A 21,201-nucleotide genomic window follows, 5' to 3' on the forward strand; every position below is an offset into this window, starting at 1 on the left:
CCGGTAGTGATTAGAATGGGAGGTCAGGGTTTTCGCCGGGTGCGATGCTGGGCGCATTGGCTACATCTTCTGGGGTGGGAGATTGCGGTGTGAACGTGCGCGTTTCAAGGTCGCCGAGGATGTAGTTAACGCCGTCGATGCGCTCTTCCTTTTTGGGTGCGCAAGTGATGAAGTGCGTGTACGTGTGAGCAACACCGTTTTCGCTCGTAAACGTCTGGGGCTGCTTCTTTGTGATGACGGCTACGTTCAGATAGATACGTTCCTTACCGTCCTTGCACATGACTTTTCTCATCTGCGATTTGGGGATGTCAGACAGACAGATGCTGCCAGACAAAAGTGAATTGTTGTCTGCCATTGTTTATGCTCTTTTGAGTTGTGAATAATTTTCTTCGATGATTTGCTCTGCAAGTTCCACGCGCTCCATGATAAGGGCGATGGCATCTTCGTCGCGCTGGATGCGCACGATGTGGATGGGGTTTTCCACAAAGGGGCAGTACACGATGAAGTCGCAGAATTGCGCCTCAGTGCAGGCCATGTGGTTCTGACACTGATAGTAGTAGTCTGGATTGACTTTCTTGAGTGATTCGTTGTCGTGGATTTCCGCAACATACTTGCTGTATGTTGACAGTGTGGGGCATTTGATTTCTACGCATCCCATCACGTCGCCGTCGGCGGTTATTCCGTCCGGCGATGAAGCAAGATACTTGATTTGGGGATGGTGGCAGAGTCCTACCTCCTTGACCTCGCGTCCGGTTATATCGACGTACATAGCACGTGCATTTTCTTCCTGTTCAGTACCGAAGCGCATAGCCTTTGACTGCGATGTGGTCTGCTCAAGATAGAAAGTGAACATATTATCATCCTTGACGATTTCGGGGTTCAAAGAACGTTCCCCTGCAAGTTGATAAAGATATGTGAGGGCGGTGTCTGAAAACACTTTGTCCTTTGTACGGCCACTTTTCATAAGCGAGCCGACCTGACTCCCGGTTATGTAACCGAGGCGAGCGCGATACCATTCCAGTGTGCGCTGTTCCTGTGTAAAGCTGAGATTTGACATGGCTTATTAGATTTGGGGATTGGGGGCTTGCATAGGCTCGCCGTTGTCGGCGGTCTTAACTTCGCCCGTTTCTTTATCTACTGTTTCTTTGGCGGCATCTTCCGAACCCTCGGCGGGTTTCGCTGTGGGCTTCTTCGCGCCCTTTGCGGCGGCTGCGCGTGATGCCATTTCAGTAAGCCTGCTTGACTTGGCTTCCTTGCTGTTGCGATAAGGTGACATAACCTCATCAACGGTGGTATCGCCGTCTTTAAGTGACTGCTGGATGCCGAGCAAGAGGGCGATTTCATCAACACCTATCTGGTTGACGGTCTGCTTGCCGCAGAGCATGACTACCTCTTCTTCAGTGATGCCGTACTGGTCGTTGAAATACTTGATAGCACCGTCACGACGCTTGATTAGTTTCGTTTCGTCGCTAAGGTCGCCGGTGATACATTCCTGCGCAGCCTTATACACCTTGTCAGTGATGGCTTTCGGCACAACCGTGAAGATTGCGTTTCGATACGCGATAGCGTTAGCGGCGTTGCCGGTAACGGTTATCATGTCTTCCGAGAATCGCGCACCTTTTGAGGTCAGGATTGAACGGCGCACCTCAAAGGCTACGGCAAAGTTATTTTCCAAATCCCACGCCATACCACGCGAGATTACCTGTGTGCCGGTCACGTTGACTACGCGGGCTTCTGCGCGAAGATTGCCGTACTGCTGGGCGATGATTTTCGCCAAGTGTACCGATGGGCCGGTGATGGGCTTTCCACCGCGAGGGAGCGCGTAGCCGCATGTCTGGGCAGTTTCCCTATCCATCGTGGCGATGGCGATTGAGTTGTTGATGCACCGCGATAGATTGCGGGGATAAGCGCGAGCCGTGCTGACCTGAATGTCAATGTTGGCTCTTTCCGCGCTGTCGATGGTTTCGACAAGCTGTAACGGAGATGGGTCTTGAAGTCTTGCGACCTCGTAGCCTTTGATGTCTTCCATCATAATAGTTGTTGTTTATGCCGTCTTACTGCTTCCGGCCTTGCATTTGCGAAGACGACGGGACTCGAACCCGCAATGTGTCGCCTACCACACTTCCTTGTTCACTCGGCATCTCCCGGCTACGGGCTTACCCGGTGGTTGCAACCGCCGGCACGTAAGGCTAACTACTCCTTATCTGTGTTTCGCTGAACAAGTGACGCGCCTACCATTTTCGCTACGTCTTCAAGTTGCCCGGCTTATTTGGCTTCGCCGGGCGTTGGATGTTGTTTATGGCTTTCGCCAAAGGACTGCCTCTCTTGGCTTGCCCTATTTCTTTTTGCGCCGTCGATTTGACAGCTTAAACTTTTCAAGTACCTTTTCCACGTCTATCATCATCCATCGCCCATACTGACTTATGCAATCGTCAAGAAGACCGGCGGCTTTCATCCGATAGACTGTTGTTTCTGATGTTCCCAGAATTTCAGCAAGTTCACCAATGCTATTTGCATACCATCGCTCAGGCTTCTGGGGTTTTTCTTCTACTTGTTTTGTCTTTGCTTGCCATTCGCCCAACATTTCAAATAATTGTCGGGGTGTCAGCAGATGAATAGGGGTGTCAAGACCAATAGTAAATGTTCCTACATTTTCCATAATTACTGAGTACGTGTTATAATGGCGGCTACGTTAGACCGCGCATCTATATCATACCCAATAGGGTCTTCGCTGCCTTTCTTGAGTTGCGTTACAGTTGACCGTATAGAGTTTTCAGAATAGTGCCGGTAAGGTACTTTTACTGATTCCCCCACATTCAACTCTAAAAGAGCAACTTGCAATCGGTCGCCACGCTTAATTTTTCTCTGTTCCATTTGGCTTATTTCAAAAATAAGTATTAACTTTGCATCTGTAATGCCGATTAAGTATTTAATCATTGTTTTTACATTGATTGATTAAGTAGTTAATCAGTATTGACACTGCAAAAGTACAACAAAATACTGATTGAAGCAATAGTAAAATCAGTATTTAACAATCGTTAACATTATGACTGACGGAGAAAAACTTATCGAAATCCAGCAAATGACCGGATTAACGTGGAAAGACCTTGCAGATAAAGTGGGGATTGCTTCTGCGCAAACTTTTACAGACATCCGGGGAGGCCGACATGGTATAAGCATGAAACTTGCCAACAAGATTATTGAGGCATTTCCTGAGATACGCAAGGAATGGCTAATGTTTGAGAGTGGGCCGATGACGCATAAAGAAGCAGAGGGGATGATTGCAATGTTCAATTCGGTTGAAGAAATAACCGATAGCAAATCTTCTCCAGACTATATAAATGTGGGGTCTTGTTTTCCCAAAGCGGAAATAGCTATTAGGAATACAAGTGATAGCATGGCTGAGTATCCAGTAGGCTGCATACTTGTTATGAAGCGCGTAATGGATATGAAGTTGTTAATACCGGGCAATAACTACCTTATAGAAACTAATGAATTTGTTACAGTAAAAAGGTTGCAGAAAGGAAAGGATAATGCTCACATCGCTTTGTATTCTTCAAACTGTGCTACATATCCGGACGGGAAAATGATTTATGAGCCTTTTGAAATCCCCATTGATTCGGTCAGCAGGATGTTTTACGTGCTTGGCTACATCTATCCACAGGCGAATGATATAAATAAGGTGTAAGGTCTATGATAGCAATCAAGCGTAGTATATCTTTTGGTGTAGAAGTAAAGAAGAAACCGGAAACAGCGGAAAAGAAGAATAAGAAGCCGGAGGGTCGCGTAAGGTGTGTTATCGTCTGGCAGGGTCAACGTGTGCGCTTGAGTGTAAATCACAATGTCAATCCTGATAACTGGGAGAAATCAATACAACGCTGCAAGGCGAAAAGCACACATGGAAAGAATAAGACACCGGCATCAGTTATAAACAAAGACCTACAAGATATGGAGGATTTGATTAACTCCATCTTTATGCGTTTTGAAGAAGCTGACCACATACCAACAAAAGAAGAGTTTTCGGAAGCATACGACAGACAGGTTAATCCTGAAAAATACATTGAAAAAGAAAAGGAAGCTAATCCTGCCGATGAACCGCTCTTTAAGATATATGATGAATTTATTAAGGATGGTACTACAAGCGGACGATGGAGTGAGGGAACTCTGGTAAAATGTAGAACCATAAGAAAACATCTTCGCAGTATATCGCCTAAATTATCATTGAATGACATTATTAAAGGTGGAGTCAATCTTTTCATTGAGCATTTTGGGAAAGTTCTTGACAATTTCAAGAATAAAGGTCTTGCCAATACTACCATCAAGAATGATATTGCATTTGTAAAAGTATTCTTGAGATGGGCGCAGGAGCATGGCTATTGCGATGCTTCACCTTTCCTATATCAGAAAGTGAAGTTAAAAACGGCTGAGAAACCTGTCATCTTTCTTACTAAGGATGAACTGATGAAAGTGTATGATTTTGATTTCGGTCAAAAAAACTATCTTTCACAAGTCCGGGATGTTTTCTGTTTCTGCTGTTTTACGTCTTTAAGGTATTCCGATGTTTATAATCTCCGCCGGTCAAACATCACGGATACTGAAATTCATATCACCACCATCAAGACGCATGACTCTCTGACGATAGAACTTAATAGGTATTCACGCGCCATACTGGATAAGTATGCTGATATTCCATTCCCCGATGACAAGGCTTTGCCGGTTATTACCAATCAGAAGATGAATGATTACCTTAAAGAGATGGGTAAGATTTGTGGAATCGATGCGCCAATTACCATAACGAGGTATAAAGGAACAAAACGATATGACAAGACGTATAAGAAATATGAACTTCTGTCAACACACTGCGCCCGGCGTACTTTTGTCTGCAATGCCATCATGCTTGGTATTCCTACCAATATCGTGATGAAATGGACTGGTCATTCAGATTACGCAACGATGAAGCCTTACCTTGATATTGCGGATGATGTTAGACGTTCCGCTATGACCGCTTTCAACCGAATAGAAAAATTTGGGGTAGATGGTGATGAATCTGTTAAAAATAATCGTGGGGCAAAAAGCGGGGCAGAAAATTGATATTGTGTGAAAGTGTATGCAAGTTTTAATAATGGAAGAAAACAATAAATCAGTGATATGCTTCGGTGTAGAAATAAGCGCGAGAAAGTGGAAAAATGTGGTAGAGTACCTGTCTTTCCGCAAAATAAAGCTACAAGTCGTTGACTTGTAGCTTTATTTTTAGTTGCTAACCTGTATCCGACACCTCTGACATTCAACAGCTCCATTCCGGGGCAGCGGATTTTTCCGGGTCAGCGGATTTAGACCATAATCAATTTGAAAGCCGATTTATTCGTTTGGCTGTAAGATACACATGCAATGCAACTCGTTCCAAATATCGTGGCACAGGAGCCGGAGATAATGAAAAGAGCCGTATGTAACGACACTCAAATCATTAAGCTACAGCTGCAGGATACAATCATCGGATGTCGAGCAGTTTGTGGGTTTGCAGGGAGAGCCGCCACTGCGGGTTGGCTTTCAGGCAGGCGATACACTCTTCGAGAATGAACTTGTTGCGGCACTCCACTGCCCCGCCATCATCTTCATGCAGATCACTTACGGAACAGTCACAAGGCTGCAGTGAGTAGCTGCGAGCCTCGACAGCGCTGAAACGCTCCATGCGTTCAGCGTCGTACCCGTCGGCCATATACAGCAGTTTAATTTCGTCGACACGGCCACACGCTATCCTGTCGGTCTTCGGAGAGCAGGTCACCCAGTCGACATTTCCGGGTAGCGGCAGGGTACCGTTGGTTTCCACCTGAACAAACCATCCGTTTTCGTGCAGCCGATCGACCAGAGCAGCGTCAAGCTGCATAGCCGGCTCACCGCCGGTGATCACGACATGACGCGAAGGATACGACGATATGAGCCGCACGATTTCGTCTGCATCCATCTCCCGGCCGTCGGCATGCAGGGTGTCACAGAACGGACATTTCAGATTGCAGCCCGAGAAACGAAGGAATACAGCCGGAACGCCTGTGTGAAAACCCTCGCCCTGCAGCGAATAGAATATTTCGTTGACCTTATATGTCATAGCACACAATCGCCACAGTCGTCACGCACATAAGCCGCTACATTGCCCTCGCTCTCCTGCACGATGGTCTTGTAGCATTCAGGGATCTGCTCGGTGATCCAACGGGCTATATTCTCGGCTGTGGGGTTGAATGGCAACACATCGTTGAGATGACGGTGATCGAGCCGTCCCATGATATCCTCTTTGATGCGTGTGAAATCACACACCATACCATCGGCATTGAGCGTTTCAGCCCGACAGAACACGGTCACTATCCAGTTGTGGCCGTGGACATTGCTGCACTTGCTTTCGTAAGAGAGTTCAAGCCGGTGAGATCCCGACACTTCTATCTTTTTTGAGATATAGTACATTTTTTCGCTGTTATGATACGCTGTTGTTGTCCGAAGCCGCCGATCCGTGGCATTCTTCCGCGGCAAGAGCGGCAGCCATGCCTGCCGCAGCCCGCCTGCCGTCGCCCATGGCCAGAATGACCGTGGCACCGCCACGCACTATGTCGCCGCCGGCAAAGAGTCCGTTGACCGATGATTCCATCGACGTTTCGTCCACCTCAATCGTGCCGCGCCGGCTGACGCTGAGCCCCTCGACTGAAGACGGGATTAGCGGATTGGGAGAAACGCCCACACTCACAATAACCAGATCGACCGGTATCTCGCGGATATCGCCCTCCACCGCCACCGGAGAACGGCGTCCCGAGGCATCAGGCTCGCCAAGCTCCATGCGCTGCACGCGCATGGCTCTGACATGTCCGTTCTCATCGCCCAGATATTCCACAGGATTGAAGAGCGTCATAAACTCAACGCCCTCCTCCTTGGCATGATGCACCTCCTCAAGACGTGCCGGCATCTCGGCCTCGCTGCGACGATAGACAATGACGGCTCTCTCGGCTCCCATCCTGCGCGCCGTGCGCACAGAGTCCATCGCCGTATTGCCTCCTCCCACTATAGCCGCCGTGCGTCCGGTCAGCACAGGAGTGTCGTGTCCGTCAAGACCGGCTCCCATCAGATTGACACGGGTAAGATATTCGTTGCTGCTCATCACGCCGATCAGATTTTCACCCGGAATACCCATGAATCTCGGCAGACCGGCTCCCGACGCCACAAACAGTCCGCGGAAGCCCTGCCGGCGAAGATCTTCGACAGTCACAGTGCGAGACACTATGCAGTCTTTAACAAAAGTCACTCCGGCAGCCTCCAGAGCACGGATCTCGTCGTCGACCACGGCGTTTGGCAGACGGAATTCGGGAATACCATACTTAAGCACTCCGCCGATCTCATGCAGAGCCTCGAACACAGTGACGTCAAAGCCGCGGGCGGCCATATCGCCGGCAAACGACAATCCGGCCGGACCGCTACCGGCCACTGCCACCTTGACAGCGCCCGGCGCCGGACGCCTCGGAGGCACTGGATTTTTTCGGGCTTCCTCACGCGCACGGTCGGCGGCAAAGCGCTCCAGATAGCCTATCGCCACAGGCTGACACTTCATGCGGTGATATATGCAGCGGCTCTCGCACTGTTTCTCCTGCGGACAGACACGACCGCAGACAGCCGGAAGCGCGCTCGTCAGCCGCAACACGGCTGATGCTTCGGCAAAATCTCCGCGCTGTATATTTTTTATAAATCCGGGAATATCTATACCTACCGGACAACCGGTGACGCACTGCGGATCAGGACAGTCCATGCATCTCGTGGCTTCGACCACTGCCTGTCCCTCCGAGATGCCCAGGTTTACTTCAGCCGATCTGGACGCTACGCGGACAGCCGGATCAAGCTCGGGCATTTTCACCCGCTCGATCGCCGCCCGGTCTTTGGCGCTCATGGCGCCACGCAACTCCACTCGCCACGCAGCATCGCGTGAATTATTCTTGTCTATAGCCATCTGAGTCTGTGTTTCAAAGCATCCATGAATCAATTATACGACCGCAACCTCATCAGCATCTCATCAAAATCCACCTGATGGGCGTCAAACTCCGGCCCGTCGACACACACGAAGCGTGTGCGGCCGCCGACGGTCACCCTGCAGGCTCCGCACATGCCGGTGCCATCGACCATTATGGTGTTGAGGGAGCACATAGTCGGCACTCCGTAACGCTCCGTAAGCTTCGCCACGAACTTCATCATCACGGCAGGTCCGATGGTCACTACCTGATCGACCTTTTCACGACGGATCACATCTTCCACTCCATCGGTCACGAGTCCCTTGCGTCCGTAAGAGCCGTCGTCGGTCATCACGATCACCTCATCGCTCCACGGAGCCACCTGATCCTCAAGGATCACGAGTTCGCGCGTGCGGGCGGCCAAAACGGTAACAACCCGATTGCCGGCCTGTTTCATCGCCTTAATGATAGGCAGAAGCGGAGCAACGCCAACACCGCCTCCGCAGCACACCACCGTGCCTACATGGCCTATATGTGTCGCCTGCCCCAGAGGCCCCACCACATCGGTCAGCGAGTCACCGGGCTCGAGTGCACAGATCTTGCACGTGGACACTCCCACCTGCTGAACCACGAGCATTATTGTGCCGCGCACAGGGTCGGCATCGGCTATAGTCAGCGGTATCCGTTCGCCTCCCTCACCGCAACGCACTATCACGAAGTGTCCCGGACGGCGCGAGCGGGCTATCTGCGGAGCCTCAACTATGAGCTTCACCACATTTTCGGAGAAGTGTTCCTTTTCGAGTATTGTGAACATCGGTCAGATCTGTTGATTGATAAGTAACTCTTAGAGTATGTTTACTTTTAACTTTATGAAATCTTTATAGCTCTTTTCGACCAATTTTAAGCTTTTGTTCAGTCATTATGGAACCCCATAACTCCTTCACAAAATCTAAAAATTGACTCGAATATATTCTCTAAATCTTAACATAAGTCAAAAATAAACACACTCTTAAAAATTAGTTGATATTATGAAACTCGTCAGTAACCCATGGTTTGCTGCGGTACTTTTTGATTTTGTCCGGCGTTTTTTGCTTTCATCCTCAGTTGTGTAGCTCGCTACACGCCCTCGTCTTCAAGCAAAAACCACTCGAACAAATCTCAAAAATCACTCGCAGCTAATTTTTGCGAGTTACTTATTTATTTCGCAAAGGTAAGAAAACTTTTCAAGCCTGTCAATTCCGGAGCCGCCATAGTCACCATGGTCTGTCAAAGCATGCCATCCAGAGCGGACAATGAAGCCATTCAAGTTCAGGTTCATGCCAGATACAACATGACAGCCGGAACTCCATAGGGAATTCCGGCTGCCTGCCTGTCTGGTTGCGTATTGCTCTGTTTACGAACCGAATGTGACGTTGAAGCCGACATTGACCGACGCAGTGGCCTTGCCTACAGGCACCATCTGCGGGGTGAGCGTGAAAAACTGGTGATCGCTGCCAATGAAGAAATTGAATCCCTTAGGATGAAAATTGAGCATCCAGCCGAATGAACTTCCGTAGGTCGACGCACCGTAGTTGATAGTCGCGCCAAACCAACCCGTGGGTTTGACATTGGCATAAAAACGGCCTTCAGTCCACGACTGACAGCCTGCTATGTGGCTCGAGAACAGGAAACCTGCCGAAAGTGGTTTGTAAAACGGCGTGTAGTATTCGGCGCCGAGTCGGATTGTGGCATTGAGCATGAAGATTCCAAATCGAAGTGCAAAACTTTGAGATGGGCATTAGTCATTCTCCTCTCTCCTTCTGGCGAGGGGATGCCCAAGCGGCGGGGGCGGCCTAAACCGCCCCCAAGAGCGGACAGCAGCAGAACATACTGGCAATACAAAATAAAAAGGGAGACCGAAGTCTCCCTGAGATTAACTAATTTTGTATTGCTTATGTACAGACAATTAACCTCGCAGCAAAGGTCGCAAATTTTCGCCTTACTGCAAAGAAAAACTTCGAGAGAAGAAATTGCCCTCATAGTAGGGTGCAGTCAGTCAACGCTTTGTCGTGAACTGAAGCGCAATTCCACAACCAAAGGCCACTATCTGTGGGAAAAGGCTCATGCCAAAGCCCTTGAACGCAGAAAGCGCACCACATCCAACAAGAAGCTCGACAGCGTGTTGGTGTGGCGTATAAAACAGATGATTATTGACCACCAATGGTCACCAGAACAAATTCGTGGCGTGTTGGCCAAGGAAGGTGTTTCCGTATCCATACAGACCATTTACAACATTATAAACGCTGATGAAAGCGGAGAACTGCGCCGTCACCGCAGACATCCCGACTTCCGACGACGACCAAAAGGCGAACGCAAACCCACTAAAGCCACCAACATACCAAACCGCACAAGCATACACGACAGACCGGCCGAGGTCGACGGCAAACGCTTTGGCGATTTTGAGATGGATCTTATTGTTGATGCCTACGGGCACGCGATTCTAGTGCTGCTTGAACGCATGACTGGCTTTGTGATGATGGAGAAACTACCTTACGGAAAAAGAGCCAAGCCATTGTCAAAGACTGTCGTGAGAATGCTGTACGCATACCGTAAATATCTTAAAACCATCACTACTGACAACGGCAGCGAGTTCGCGGCACACCTCGACATAACCGCCGGATTACGCATCAAAGGTCTTGATGATGTGACTGTTTACTTTGCCGACAGCTACTGCTCATGGCAGAAAGGAGCGGTCGAAAACATCAACAAACTCATCCGTCAATACATCCCCAAAAAGTCAAATTTCAATGATTTCACTGACCTATACATCAAGAATGTCGCAAAGAAACTAAACCTCAGACCACGGAAAAAACTCGGTTTTTCAAACCCGAAAACCGAGTTCTTCAAACAAATCGCTAATTTTGCACTTGCCAGTTGAACCTGCGTTGTGGCATTGAGCATCCTCTTAGCGTCAGAGTGGCTGAAAATTTGCGCGAAAATGCTTAACTTTGCAGTATGATTGTAATCGGCATAGCCGGAGGGACGGGCTCCGGAAAGTCAACCGTCGTAAGCCGTATTGTGGCGAGCCTTCCCGAGGGCGCAGTGGCTCTGTTGCCGCAGGACAACTATTACCGCGACTTGAGCCATCTACCTATAGAGGACCGACGCAAAGTGAATTTCGACGAACCGCAGTCGATCGAATGGACGCTTCTCGAACAGCAGCTCGACAGCCTCCGCGAAGGACGTGCGGTGGAGATGCCCACTTACAGTTACCTGACCTGCACGCGTCAGGAAGCGACAGTAAGAGTGGAACCGCGCAGCGTGGTGATCGTCGAAGGGATTCTTGTGCTGTCGCAGCCTCGTCTGCGCGACATGCTCGACATAAAAGTGTTTGTCGACGCCGATGCCGACGACCGGCTCATACGCGTAATAGCGCGCGACTGTATCTCACGCGGACGCACTCCCCAGATGGTGATCGATCGCTATCAAGCTGTATTAAAGCCTATGCACGAGCAGTATATCGAACCTTCGAAACGCTACGCCGACATAATCGTGCCGCAGGGCGGCCATAACACCGTGGCCATAAAACTATTGACCGACTATATCGTGTCGCAGGTGTGACCTACCCACAGCTATGTGGCTTCTGCCCATGAATTAAAAACAGTAATCAACTCCGAGTGCTTGCTACCTCGTTAAAAACAAGAACAATGAATCAACCTACCCGACAGATCTCTATGACGTTTCTGCTGCTTGCAGTGACGTTCTGCGTGTGCCTTATCACGGCCAACCTCATGGAAATAAAGACCGTGCCTCTCGGACCATTCACCATTACGGCCGGAGTGGTGGTGTTTCCGGTGTCATACATCATCGCCGACTGCGTGGTGGAAATCTACGGACTTCGTCGCGCCCGCCAGGTGATATGGCTCGGTTTCGCTGCCAACCTGTTTGTGTCGATCATGCTCCAGATAGGCATACTGCTGCCAGGCACCGACTCGTGGCACAGTCAGGAAGCAATGGCCACTATGTTCGGAGCCGTGCCCCGGATATTCGCGGCAAGTTTCATAGCCTTCCTTGCCGGATCGATGGTCAACGCCTACGTCATGCACCGTATGCGTCTCGCCCACCCTGACGGAAGCAGATTCTCATTGCGCGCCATAGTGTCAACCCTTTTCGGAGAGGGCGCCGACTCGCTGATATTTTTCCCGATAGCCTTTGCCGGAGAGCTTCCCGCCGGAGTGATAATATCGCTTATCGTCACTCAGGCGCTGCTCAAGACACTATATGAGATAATAATCCTGCCGGTGACGATCCAGGTGGTGCGTCTGCTCCGACGCATCGAGGAGCGCCATCTTCATACCGAAGAAGCATGAAAGCCATAATCGACACCGACAAGATCCGGATGGTGTGGGTGGATCTCGACGACACCATCATAGACTTCCGCGGCAACTCGCGCCGTGCGTTGAGCCGCGTGTATCATGACTATCACGCTATCGGCAGACTTTTTGACGACTCCGAGGCCTGGATATCAGCCTACGAGCGCCACAACCACCGCCTATGGACGCTCTACAACCGAGCCGAGATAAGCTGCACATACCTTCGGGAGGAACGCTTCATCAGACCACTCGCCGAGGCGGGAATGACCCGGCGCGAGGCGTCAGCTCTCACTCATGATCTTGACAGGATATATCTCGACCGGCTGGCTGAGGAGAGCACACTGGTAGACGGCGCGCTCGCACTGCTTGAACGGCTTCGCAAATTCCGACTGAATGTCGGAGTGCTTTCCAACGGCTTCGCCGATGTGCAGCACCGTAAAATCGCCTCGGCCGGAATAGCGCATCTGATCGACATCACCGTGCTGTCGGACGACATCGGCATCAACAAACCCGACACGCGGATTTTCAGCCATGCGATGAAGCGCAGCGGCATCAGCGATCCGTCGGCTCATCTGATGATCGGCGACAACCCCGCGACCGACATAGAGGGCGCGCTCGCCGCCGGATGGCAGGCGATTCTCTTCAATCCCACCGGGCTGCTCCATGCACCCTCGCCGGCACACACCGTAGAACGACTTGACGACATAGTTCTCTGACAAATCCGCACTATATGTCGCAGAAAATTCAGTAATTTTGCACAATGTCTGATCACACCTTAAACACCTATAACTTCATGAACAGATATTTCAGAATGGCTGCCGCCGGTGCGATCATGGCAACAGCCGCAATGACAGCAGAGGCACAACAGGTGCAGGGGTTCGTCCACCAGCAATCGGACGCCTCGGGCTATGAATGGCCTACAGACACAGCCGTGATAAACAAGCTCGACCAATGGCGCGACCTGAAATTCGGAGTACTGTTCCACTGGGGATTATACTCCGTGCCGGGCATCGTGGAGTCATGGTCGATATGTTCGGAGGATGTAGACTGGATCAGCCGCAAGGGCAATATGCCTTACGAAGAGTATAAGAAATGGTACTGGAGCCTGGCCGACTCTCTCAACCCGACGCAGTTTGATCCGGCACAGTGGGCCGACATCATGGCCGACGCCGGAATGCGCTATGCGATATTCACCACCAAGCACCACGACGGCTTCTGCATGTTCGACTCCCGGCTCACTGACTTTTCGATAGCCAAAGGACCGTTTGCAGGAAACGAGAAGAGCGACGTGACCCGCCACGTGTTCGACGCATTCCGCGACAAAGGTTTCAGCATCGGAGCATATTTTTCCAAACCCGACTGGCACACCGAATGGTTCTGGAATCCGGAGTTTGCCACTCCCAACCGCCATATCAACTACAAAAAGGAGCGACACCCCGACTGGTGGAAACGCTATCAGGACTTCACAGCCGGGCAGCTCGGCGAACTGCTATCGGGACGCTACGGACGGCTCGACATACTCTGGCTCGACGGCGGATGGATCAAAGGCGATGACATAGGACTCGACAGCATTCTTCTCGAGGCCCGCTCCGGGCGGCATCCCGGACTCATATCGGTGGACCGCAGCATACGCGGACGCAACGAGAACTATCAGACGCCCGAGCGAGGCATCCCCGAAAAGCAACTCTCCTATCCGTGGGAAAGCTGCATAACGCTGAGCAACGACTGGGGATGGGTGCCCGACGCGCCATACAAATCGCCTGAAAAGGTGATAGCCCTGCTGGCTGAGACCACGGCCAAGGGCGGATGTCTGCTTCTCGGAGTCGGCCCCACGGCCGAAGGACTTATAGAGCCGGAAGCCGAATGGCGTCTGAGGGCTGTCGGCGAATGGCTGCGTCGCAACGGCGAAGCGATATATTCGACAGTCACCACACCGATATACAATGACGGCAATGTATGGTTCACCGCATCGAAGGACGGATCAACACTCTATGCCATAGTCACTCCGGCCGAAGGAGAAGCCATGCCACGGCAGATCACATGGAACGGCAACGAGCCAAAGGGGCGCATGACGCTGCTCGACGGCCGACGCAAGCTCAGCTATAGCACCGACCGCAACGGCGTGACGCGCGTGAATCTGCCGAAGGGAGTAAAAGCCGGACCGCTTGCAATAAAATTCAGAAAGAGATGAGAGCAACGCACATTATTGCAGCTTCGGCCATAATCGCCACGGCATTGTCCACGACGGCCACGACGCCCGTCTACCTTCAGGCCTCGAAACCGACAGAGGAGCGAGTGGCAGATCTGCTGAGCCGCATGACACTTGAGGAGAAAGCCGGGCAGTTGCTCTGCCCCATGGGATGGGAAATGTATGAGCGCCGACCCGACGGAAGCATCGCTCCCTCCGAGAAATTCAGAGAGCAGAACCGCGGCAAGATGCCCGTTGGCGGCTACTGGGCCACACTCCGGGCCGACCCCTGGACACAGAAGACGCTCGAGAACGGACTGTCGCCGGCCGAAGGTGCCGCCGCTCTCAATGCCCTTCAGGCATTTGCGATTGACAGCACGCGGCTCGGCATACCAATACTATTTGCCGAAGAGTGTCCCCACGGACACATGGCTATCGGTGCTACCGTATATCCGACCGGCCTGTCCATGGCCGGCACATGGCATCCGGAGCTGATACGCCGCGCCGGCGAGGAGATAGCTCTTGAGGCCAGGTCGACTGGGGCAGGCGTAGGCTACGGTCCTGTTCTTGACATAGCACGCGAGCCACGCTGGAGCCGCATGGAGGAGACTTTCGGCGAAGACCCGTGGCTCAGCGGAGTCATGGGTGCAGCCATGGTGGATGGTATGCAGGGCCGACGCGGATCGTCGGTCAACGACGGACGCCATCTCTACTCCACGCTTAAGCATTTTGCAGCCTACGGCGTCCCCGAAGGAGGACACAACGGTGCGGAGGCGAGCGTGGGGCCGGTAAGGCTTCGCAGCGAACTTCTCGAACCGTTCCGCCACGCCATTGCGGCCGGTGCGGCCACAGTGATGAGTTCCTACAACAGTGTGGACGGGATACCCTGCACCGCCAACCGTGAACTTCTCACCGGCCTGCTGCGCGACGAATGGGGCTTCACCGGAGCAGTCTACTCCGACCTCTACAGCATTGACGTTCTTGCAGGACACACGGCCTCGGACCGCACCGAAGCGGGCGCGCAGGCGCTTAAAGCCGGAGTCGACATAGACCTCGGCGCCGCATGCTACGGCAAGCGTGCCATAGAAGCCCTTCAGCGGGGACTAATCACCGAAGCCGACATCGACACCGCCGTGGCGCGCATACTGAGGCTGAAATTCGACCTCGGACTCTTCGAGCGCCCATTTACTGATCCACAGGAAGCCACGCGGCGCGTAGGCGCCGACAGCCACCGCGCCACCGCGCGCGAGATAGCGCGTCAGGGCACAGCGCTGCTTAAAAACGAGGGATCACTGCTGCCGCTTGACCGCAAAAGGCTGCGCCGCATAGCCGTAATAGGCCCGAATGCCGACGAACAATACAATCAGCTCGGCGACTACACCGCCCCGCAGCCCGACGACAACATCACCACTATACTTGAAGGATTGCGCCAGGCCGCACCCGATGTGGAGATCGTCTACGTGAAAGGCTGCGCCATACGCGACACCGCGCAGACCGACATCGCGGCGGCCGTGGAGGCAGCTCTCGCGGCCGATGTGACCGTACTCGCAGTCGGCGGATCGAGCGCACGCGACTTCAAGACATCATATGCAGCCACCGGCGCCGCACAGACCGACGCCTCACACGTAAGCGACATGGACTGCGGAGAGGGATTTGACCGGGCGACACTGACACCGCTCGGCGATCAGCTACGGCTCATGCAGGCCATCTATGACACCGGCAAACCGGTCGTGACCGTCTACATCCAGGGCCGTACTCTCGACATGAATCTTGCTGCCCGCCACTCCGACGCGCTTCTGACGGCATGGTATCCCGGTCAGGAAGGCGGGAGTGCCATTGCCGACATAATTTTCGGCGACGTGAATCCGTCGGGACGTCTGCCGGTCAGCATCCCACGCTCCGAAGGCCAGCTGCCGGTCCACTACTCACGCATGAGCACCGGACGCGATTATATGGATGGCAGCGGGTCACCGCTCTACAGCTTCGGCCACGGACTAAGCTATACGACATTTGACTACTCCGATCTCACGATAATTCCGACCGACAACGGCGACCGCTGGGATGTCAGCTTCCGGCTGACAAACACAGGCCGACGCCAAGGAGCTGAGGTGGCACAGCTATATCTGCGCGACGCAGTGGCCTCAACCAGCCAGCCTCCGATGCTGCTCAAAAGATTCAAGCGTATAGAACTCAATCCGGGAGAGAGCCGGGAAGTGCATTTCAGCCTTGGACCCGACGAACTGTCGATCTACAATCCCGCGCTCCGGCGCGTGGTCGAACCGGGTCTGTTCCGATTGATGATCGGATCATCGAGCAACGATATCAGGCTCAAAGGAGAGTTTACAGTAACCCAACAATACGACTTATAATGGCAAAGCATTATCACTACACGCCTCAAGGCACCTGTTCACGCGACATAGAGATAACCATCGGCGACGACGGACGCGTGGAAAACGTCACATTCACCGGCGGATGTCACGGCAATCTGCAAGGCATCGGATCGCTCGTGCGCGGAATGACACCCGAGGAGGTAATCGGACGGCTCAAAGGGATAAAGTGCGGTGCGAAATCCACATCGTGTCCCGATCAGCTCGCCTGCGCCCTCTCAGCCGAATAGCACGTGCCGAAATATTGCAGGCATTTATCTGAAAACAGCCTGACAAGAATAGAAAAACGGCTCTGTGTCAAAGACCGAATCGGTTGACACAGAGCCGTTGATTTTTACACGACCAAAGTCAGAGTACCTGACGGTAAAGCGCCTTGATATCCTCAAGACTGCAGTCGCGCGGATTGCCCGGCGTGCACACATCGGCAATAGCCTGCTCGGCGAGAGCCGGTATGTCGGACTCCTTGATGCCGAGATCCGACAGATGCTGCGGGATGCCGACACGAATAGCAAGCGCTCTGACCGCATCGACAGCGGCCTGCGAAGCCTCCTGCGGAGTCAAACCCTTTATATCCACGCCCATAGCCTCGGCTATACGGGGGTACTTGTCGATACACTCCGGCATATTGTACTCCATGACTGTCGGGAGCAGGAGAGCATTGGCCACACCATGAGGCACATCAAAAAGTGAACCCATGGGATGGGCCATGCCATGAACCAGTCCGAGGCCTACGTTGGAGAATGCCATTCCGGCGATATACTGCGCCACCGCCATGCCGTTGCGTCCCTCCGGGTTCTGCGGCTCGTCGACTGCCACGGGAAGATAGCGGCTGATCATACGGATGGCCTCGATCTCAAACATATCGCTCATCTCCCATGCGCCCTTTGTGATGTAACCCTCTATGGCATGAGTGAGCGCATCCATACCTGTGGCAGCGGTGAGGCCTCTGGGCAACGAATACATCAGTTCAGCATCGATCATGGCTACGGCAGGGATATCATTGGGGTCGACACACACCATCTTCTTTTTCTTTTCCTCGTCGATTATGACGTAGTTGATAGTGGTTTCGGCAGCCGTACCGGCCGTGGTGGGGAGCGCCACCATAGGCACGCTCTTGTTCTTCGTCGGCGCACATCCTTCGAGCGACACCACGTCGGCAAACTCCGGATTGGCCACTACAATACCGATACCTTTGGCGGTATCCATGGCCGATCCGCCACCGATAGCAACCAGCAGATCGGCTCCAGAAGCCTTGAAAGCAGCCACACCGTCCTGCACGTTCTTCACAGTAGGATTGGGCTTCACCTCGCTGAACACATCGTAGGCGACTGCCGCCTCGTCGAGGACATCGGTCACCATCTTGGCCACCCCAAACTGAATGAGGCCTTTGTCAGTCACAACCAATGCCTTTTTCTTGCCGAGGCGCTGTATCACTTCGGGGAGCACCTTGCGCGCTCCGGGTCCGAAATAGGACGTTTCGTTCAATATAAATCTCTGAACCATAATATATGAGATATTTAATTTAAGGATTTATTACGAGCCGGCCATTGCATATAATATCATTGGCACTCCTCAAAGGTACACTTTTTTCAGCTCCCCTCCAACTTTTTATTTCTCCTCACCACCGGATCATCTTTTTAACAGGTTTTCAAGATATGATCTCGAACTATCTTCATCAATATTATTCCTAAAGTCATGTTCAAACAATATCCCGTTTATGACCTTTCCATTGAATTGAGCGACGCCCCTTGTACCTCTTCCGGCCCAATGATGCTGCAATATAGTGGTTTTCATCAACTGATCATGGAATACCGAGCACAGGACTGTATTCATTATCCCACTGTCGTCAATGCCGACAAAAAAGAACATAAACACCGAACGCTCCTCACCCATACATTTCAGAAATTTATCGACATTATAAGCTTTCGGATTGGAATCAAGATATAGTATCTTTGTCTTTATATCGGTATAGGTGTCGGCACTTTCAAAACGCCTGACATAATCGCCCAGCCCGTTTTCAGTATCATAAACCGGCAGCATACGCTCTACATCCGACAGATCTTTAAGCAAGCCGGTGCGTTCCTCGGGATCCGATGTGATCAGAGCCTCAATCAACCGTCCCCTAACGTTCACATTATCGACACGAGAAGCCACCAGCATGGCGTCCTTGACATCCTCACATCTTCTGCGCAAATCATCAAGAAGCACCGCATAATCATCCGATCCGACAAACTATGACGCTCGCCGCGGAGCATCGAGCAGATTCAAATATTCAGAGTGATTCAACTCCGTCTTAACCTTTACCGGACGTATATTATTGGTTCTTTCCACGATCCTCTCAAGGTTCTCAATCCATGTGAATCCCTGATGATACGAAAATAATTCGTCAAAAAACTCCGGAGAATTGACTCTATCAATTTCGGGCAATTGCTTGCGTATATTACTGCCAAGAACACTGCCTCTTATATTGTCGATTCTCAAACTTTGCGAGCTATGGCTAACCTTATCAATAAAAGTAGTGTTTATCATATAAACCAGATTGTCCAAGCCTCTTCTGACAACGACGACAAAACATGGAATACCATCATACTTTTCAAGTTTGGACAATGATATCACCACATTGCTGAAGGATGCGTTTTTTGTATAGCAAAACACAACAGCAAAATAATCGGTGTGATACAGCGCACGACCATCCTTCACCATAGGAAAATTACGGCATACCGCAGCTATCATCTCATCCTTCGTGTCGATTGCGTGATTATTGACCACCAACGACACAAAATCATTTACGCTACTGTTCATAAGCGACTCTTGAAAATCCGTTTACATTATTAAACTCATCAGTACCCCCCCGTGGCAAATCTCAAAAATCACTCGCAGCTGATTTTTGCGAGTTATTTACTCTAAATAATGTTGGCTGTGTATCAATATTTTTTCGGCGTATGCCGTCATTGCATTTTTTTTTGATCGGCCAACGAGTTCCTTTCCCAGAAAACTCCGTCGGAATATCCTTGAATCGACACATCGACTGCCGCAGCCATCAACCGCTTCACCGCCCACCGACAATATTCACGATTCACTTCCACTCCAAAAAATCTTCGGCCAAGTTTTCGTGCGACGACGGCCGATGTGCCGCTGCCCAAAAAAGGGTCAAATATTCTGTCGCCGGGACGTGATGAGGCAAGCACCAGTTTGGCATACAGTTTTTCAGGCTTTTGTGTAGGATGATCAGTGTTTTCAGGCATTGACCAGAACGGCACACTGATATCGTCCCAGAAATTCGACGGACAGGTGATCCTGAAATTTCCGTTCTCCGTTTCCTCCCAATCCTTCGGACGGCCATCTTCCCGATATGGTGCGATGACTTTTCTTTTCATCTTCACCGAATCGACATCAAAATAGTAATCTCGTGGATTTTTAACTGCAAACCAGATATCCTCCATACTGTTCTTCCAGTTGGCCTTTGCTCCCCTGCCCTTTTCTCTCTGCCAGGATATACGATTGACAACGATCAGACGTTCCTCTATGACACGCTGCATGGATGAGGTGCATTTCCAGTCGCCACACATATAAAGCGAACCGTCGGGCTTCAACTTATCACACACTCTGTAAAACCAACTTCTCAGGAATTCCTCATATGCATCAGTCTTCATGACTGCGAATTTGCGTCCATGAAAATCCTTATCGAGATTATATGGCGGATCTATGATTATCAGATCGAAGTATCCATCAGGGATAAAGTCAAGGCAGTCGAACAGATCTGCGTTGACAATCATATCGTCGTGAAACCCCGCTCTTATAGTCTCCACACCGCTTATTTGCTGTTCAAGCACAGGAATTTCCGAGTCCGACACAGTAACAGTGCGGTTTCTTGCGGCTCTATTTTTTGTTTCTGCCATCAGGGTCTTAAATCTATAAAATCATGAAAACGAAAGGCCTGACACACGACACCACATTCGCGTCGGTTTCAGGAATACAATCACTATGAAGCTACCGACAAAATTAGTCAAATCCATGCGACTTTACAACAGCCGCTGTCGATTATAGCGTGATGGCACTATAGGTAATACCGGAGGGGATCGGGCGGAGGCCGTGGATTAAGAGACTGTCTAAAATTCATATCACTTTGCTTTTGAGAGTCTTTCCAGCGTCTTTTTGTTTGCTTCCCGGTCATGTAGCTAAGGCTACACTCCCTCATCACAAACAAAAATCCATCTGACAATCCTTCTCAAAAATCCGTATTACATAAATTTAGACAATCTCTCAGTTTTTTTCAGCAGGCATTTTACATGGATGAT

23 protein-coding genes are annotated in these 21,201 nt (G+C 51.3%); 9 read left to right on the forward strand and 14 right to left on the reverse strand.

Annotation, left to right across the window (positions count from 1 at the left end):
- Window positions 1–10: 10 nt before the first annotated feature.
- From NF347_RS08950 to NF347_RS08970, 5 genes are all read right to left on the reverse strand, one after another.
- The gene (locus NF347_RS08950; RefSeq protein WP_240604889.1) at window positions 11–355 is read right to left on the reverse strand and encodes a hypothetical protein; all 345 of its coding nucleotides are present in this window, start codon (window positions 353–355) and stop codon (window positions 11–13) included.
- Between the two features lie 3 nt (window positions 356–358).
- Window positions 359–1,057 (reverse strand): lambda exonuclease family protein, encoded by a 699-nt coding sequence (locus NF347_RS08955; protein ID WP_107681461.1) that lies wholly within the window; start codon window positions 1,055–1,057, stop codon window positions 359–361.
- Window positions 1,058–1,063: 6 nt separating this feature from the next.
- The gene (locus NF347_RS08960; protein WP_133165451.1) at window positions 1,064–2,032 is read right to left on the reverse strand and encodes a hypothetical protein; all 969 of its coding nucleotides are present in this window, start codon (window positions 2,030–2,032) and stop codon (window positions 1,064–1,066) included.
- 303 nt (window positions 2,033–2,335) lie between these two features.
- On the reverse strand, window positions 2,336–2,659 hold the full coding sequence (locus tag NF347_RS08965; protein ID WP_107681463.1) for a DUF3853 family protein: 324 nt from the start codon (window positions 2,657–2,659) through the stop codon (window positions 2,336–2,338).
- 2 nt (window positions 2,660–2,661) lie between these two features.
- On the reverse strand, window positions 2,662–2,937 hold the full coding sequence (locus tag NF347_RS08970; RefSeq protein ID WP_107681464.1) for a hypothetical protein: 276 nt from the start codon (window positions 2,935–2,937) through the stop codon (window positions 2,662–2,664).
- 109 nt (window positions 2,938–3,046) lie between these two features.
- On the opposite strand from NF347_RS08970, the gene NF347_RS08975 reads away from it, so the two are divergent.
- Window positions 3,047–3,688: a S24 family peptidase gene (locus NF347_RS08975; RefSeq protein WP_107681465.1), complete on the forward strand. Its 642-nt coding sequence runs from the start codon at window positions 3,047–3,049 to the stop codon at window positions 3,686–3,688.
- 5 nt (window positions 3,689–3,693) lie between these two features.
- Window positions 3,694–5,091: a site-specific integrase gene (locus NF347_RS08980; RefSeq protein ID WP_107681466.1), complete on the forward strand. Its 1,398-nt coding sequence runs from the start codon at window positions 3,694–3,696 to the stop codon at window positions 5,089–5,091.
- Window positions 5,092–5,488: 397 nt separating this feature from the next.
- On the opposite strand, the gene NF347_RS08985 is transcribed toward NF347_RS08980, so the two are convergent.
- The 5 genes from NF347_RS08985 to NF347_RS09005 all read right to left on the reverse strand — a co-directional run bounded on the left by NF347_RS08985 (window position 5,489) and on the right by NF347_RS09005 (window position 9,714).
- On the reverse strand, window positions 5,489–6,103 hold the full coding sequence (locus tag NF347_RS08985) for a 7-carboxy-7-deazaguanine synthase QueE (protein ID WP_107037023.1): 615 nt from the start codon (window positions 6,101–6,103) through the stop codon (window positions 5,489–5,491).
- The gene (locus NF347_RS08990; protein WP_107681467.1) at window positions 6,100–6,453 is read right to left on the reverse strand and encodes a 6-pyruvoyl trahydropterin synthase family protein; all 354 of its coding nucleotides are present in this window, start codon (window positions 6,451–6,453) and stop codon (window positions 6,100–6,102) included. The genes NF347_RS08985 and NF347_RS08990 overlap by 4 nt, the downstream gene beginning before the upstream one ends.
- Before the next feature lie 10 nt (window positions 6,454–6,463).
- The gene (gene gltA / locus NF347_RS08995; RefSeq protein WP_170067069.1) at window positions 6,464–7,978 is read right to left on the reverse strand and encodes an NADPH-dependent glutamate synthase; all 1,515 of its coding nucleotides are present in this window, start codon (window positions 7,976–7,978) and stop codon (window positions 6,464–6,466) included.
- 29 nt (window positions 7,979–8,007) lie between these two features.
- Window positions 8,008–8,790, reverse strand: a complete 783-nt coding sequence (locus tag NF347_RS09000; protein ID WP_107037021.1) for a sulfide/dihydroorotate dehydrogenase-like FAD/NAD-binding protein — start codon at window positions 8,788–8,790, stop codon at window positions 8,008–8,010.
- A gap of 579 nt (window positions 8,791–9,369) precedes the next feature.
- Window positions 9,370–9,714 (reverse strand): DUF5723 family protein, encoded by a 345-nt coding sequence (locus NF347_RS09005; protein WP_123542744.1) that lies wholly within the window; start codon window positions 9,712–9,714, stop codon window positions 9,370–9,372.
- Window positions 9,715–9,909: 195 nt separating this feature from the next.
- On the opposite strand from NF347_RS09005, the gene NF347_RS09010 reads away from it, so the two are divergent.
- From NF347_RS09010 to NF347_RS09040, 7 genes are all read left to right on the forward strand, one after another.
- Window positions 9,910–10,893, forward strand: coding sequence for an IS30 family transposase (locus tag NF347_RS09010; RefSeq protein WP_107037121.1), 984 nt, complete (start codon window positions 9,910–9,912; stop codon window positions 10,891–10,893).
- 77 nt (window positions 10,894–10,970) lie between these two features.
- Window positions 10,971–11,576, forward strand: a complete 606-nt coding sequence (udk, locus tag NF347_RS09015; RefSeq protein ID WP_107681569.1) for a uridine kinase — start codon at window positions 10,971–10,973, stop codon at window positions 11,574–11,576.
- 86 nt (window positions 11,577–11,662) lie between these two features.
- On the forward strand, window positions 11,663–12,325 hold the full coding sequence (locus NF347_RS09020; protein WP_107681570.1) for a queuosine precursor transporter: 663 nt from the start codon (window positions 11,663–11,665) through the stop codon (window positions 12,323–12,325).
- Entirely contained in the window at window positions 12,322–13,044 is a 723-nt protein-coding gene (locus NF347_RS09025; RefSeq protein WP_107681571.1) for a YjjG family noncanonical pyrimidine nucleotidase, read from the forward strand. The genes NF347_RS09020 and NF347_RS09025 overlap by 4 nt, the downstream gene beginning before the upstream one ends.
- Window positions 13,045–13,121: 77 nt before the next feature.
- Window positions 13,122–14,519: an alpha-L-fucosidase gene (locus tag NF347_RS09030; RefSeq protein ID WP_370279286.1), complete on the forward strand. Its 1,398-nt coding sequence runs from the start codon at window positions 13,122–13,124 to the stop codon at window positions 14,517–14,519.
- Window positions 14,516–16,885, forward strand: a complete 2,370-nt coding sequence (locus NF347_RS09035) for a glycoside hydrolase family 3 N-terminal domain-containing protein (RefSeq protein WP_107036884.1) — start codon at window positions 14,516–14,518, stop codon at window positions 16,883–16,885. The genes NF347_RS09030 and NF347_RS09035 overlap by 4 nt, the downstream gene beginning before the upstream one ends.
- Window positions 16,885–17,133 (forward strand): TIGR03905 family TSCPD domain-containing protein, encoded by a 249-nt coding sequence (locus tag NF347_RS09040; RefSeq protein ID WP_107036883.1) that lies wholly within the window; start codon window positions 16,885–16,887, stop codon window positions 17,131–17,133. The genes NF347_RS09035 and NF347_RS09040 overlap by 1 nt, the downstream gene beginning before the upstream one ends.
- A 118-nt stretch (window positions 17,134–17,251) precedes the next feature.
- On the opposite strand, the gene fucO is transcribed toward NF347_RS09040, so the two are convergent.
- The 4 genes from fucO to NF347_RS09060 form a co-directional block, all read right to left on the reverse strand.
- Window positions 17,252–18,406 (reverse strand): lactaldehyde reductase, encoded by a 1,155-nt coding sequence (gene fucO, locus NF347_RS09045; RefSeq protein ID WP_107036882.1) that lies wholly within the window; start codon window positions 18,404–18,406, stop codon window positions 17,252–17,254.
- Window positions 18,407–18,532: 126 nt separating this feature from the next.
- On the reverse strand, window positions 18,533–19,111 hold the full coding sequence (locus NF347_RS09050) for a hypothetical protein (protein WP_133165474.1): 579 nt from the start codon (window positions 19,109–19,111) through the stop codon (window positions 18,533–18,535).
- Window positions 19,112–19,135: 24 nt separating this feature from the next.
- Complete coding sequence (locus tag NF347_RS09055; RefSeq protein WP_107036880.1) at window positions 19,136–19,705, reverse strand: hypothetical protein; 570 nt, start codon at window positions 19,703–19,705, stop codon at window positions 19,136–19,138.
- Window positions 19,706–19,851: 146 nt separating this feature from the next.
- A complete protein-coding gene (locus NF347_RS09060; RefSeq protein WP_202613095.1) occupies window positions 19,852–20,802 on the reverse strand; it encodes a DNA-methyltransferase in 951 nt (316 codons plus the stop codon).
- Window positions 20,803–21,201: the final 399 nt, after the last annotated feature.

The organism is Paramuribaculum intestinale (genome assembly GCF_030759015.1).
Classification (GTDB): Bacteria; Bacteroidota; Bacteroidia; order Bacteroidales; family Muribaculaceae; genus Paramuribaculum; species Paramuribaculum intestinale.